Raw genomic sequence first — 1,436 nt, 5'->3', positions numbered from 1 at the left:
CCAAAACGGTCGACATTCCCCACATAGTCCATGCTGTCTTCGATCGCAACACCTTGGGCACCTAACTCAATCAAGAGATTGGAGACCAGCTCCTCCCCCTCACGCTTAACCGTTACTTTTAACTCTTGCCATGTTTTCATAATTAAGATACCAAGCCCGTCATGCACAAAGCCAAATAGGAAATTCTCTGAAGACGCTTGTGTCTATGAGAAGTTTATCTTTTTGGCACAGTGTTTAGGGCGGGTTCAGTTTAGAAATTTAACCGAACCATCCTTTCTATTCACTTTCTTTTAAATAATCCCTCAATCTCGCCTGTAGCTGAGGCACAGCTTGTTTAGAATTCAAAAATTCCTCAATGCTCATCAGCTTATAAGCCTGTCCTTCATCTCCAAAGTTGATATTGTCGAATTGTTCTTGACTTAGCTGACCGACCATAAAGACAGACTGCCGACCTTCATAGAGCATGCTGGGGTAGACCTTGCTCCAGAGCAGGCAATCCTCAGTCAGATGAATTCCTAGTTCTTCATAAACTTCACGCGCTGCGCACTCGAAAGGACTTTCGTCCCCTTCGCGACCACCACCTGGCAATTCCCACATATTGGGCCAAGGGATATTGTCCTTGTCATCACGCAAGATGGTCAGTAGCTTATCTCCACAAAAGAGGGCAATTTTACAACCCGTAAAATCCAAGTGTTTATCCAATAATTCCATGATGATGACCTTTTCTTATCATAACTACTACTCTATAGAAAACCCCTAGCTAGCTTTCTTCAATCACCTTTTGGCAATCTGCATCCCAGTATGCCTGCCATCTACCATGTTTTTTAGCAAAATAAACGGTAAACTCATCATTTACATAATCTGCAACATAGCGAAGATTAGGCGGATTTTCCTCAAAACTTAATACCCAAGGATGGAAGTAAAATGTCCTTTCCCACCTCTTCTGAGTATAGCCCAAATCCTTGGCAAACTGAGGGATGGGTTGTTGCATCTCACTTTCCAAACAAGACTGAATGGCATTGTCAATACTATTTAAACGAGCTAATAGTTGTTGAAACTGCTCTTCTTCCTCCGTCTTAAAACCAACTAGAAATTCAAATTCCGCAAAATCTTCAGGAAATTCAAGTTCTGTGATTTTACCATCCTCTGCGTAGAGTCCCTCCTCATTAACGAGGCGACGAGTTCCAAACTTCAATACTCGCTCGAAATCTAGATCCGCAAAGCGATTGCGAGGAAGAGAAGAGGAAGAAAACTCAGATTTATCTGACTTTCTCATAAAAATTTGTTTGATTTTCTCTAACATGCTCTCTCCTCTTTGAATTCCTTATTTTTAAAGTTTCCTAGTATCTCGGATAAGGATAAAACTCTCCCTCTTCCAAACCGACTTTTCCTTCTTCAAAGACTTCTTGGTTCCATTCCATGACGAACTCTTCTGC

General features: G+C 41.6%; 3 protein-coding genes and 1 pseudogene. All 4 read right to left on the bottom strand.

Annotation, left to right across the window (positions count from 1 at the left end):
* Window positions 1-140 (bottom strand): 50S ribosomal protein L11 methyltransferase (locus GMD1S_RS12025; RefSeq protein WP_192808296.1); only part of this gene is annotated, 140 nt, incomplete at its 3' end.
* A 136-nt stretch (window positions 141-276) separates the two neighbouring features.
* Window positions 277-711 (bottom strand): NUDIX hydrolase, encoded by a 435-nt coding sequence (locus tag GMD1S_RS10315; protein WP_000421346.1) that lies wholly within the window; start codon window positions 709-711, stop codon window positions 277-279.
* 49 nt (window positions 712-760) lie between these two features.
* Window positions 761-1,303 (bottom strand): hypothetical protein, encoded by a 543-nt coding sequence (locus GMD1S_RS10310; RefSeq protein WP_000890355.1) that lies wholly within the window; start codon window positions 1,301-1,303, stop codon window positions 761-763.
* 37 nt (window positions 1,304-1,340) lie between these two features.
* A pseudogene (locus GMD1S_RS12185) lies at window positions 1,341-1,436 on the bottom strand (DUF3013 domain-containing protein); the annotation flags it as partial.

It is taken from the genome of Streptococcus sp. GMD1S (assembly GCF_000296875.1).
Taxonomy (GTDB): domain Bacteria; phylum Bacillota; class Bacilli; order Lactobacillales; family Streptococcaceae; genus Streptococcus.
The sequence above is the reverse complement of the archived record's forward strand: the minus strand, read 5'-3'. Positions and strand labels throughout refer to the sequence as shown.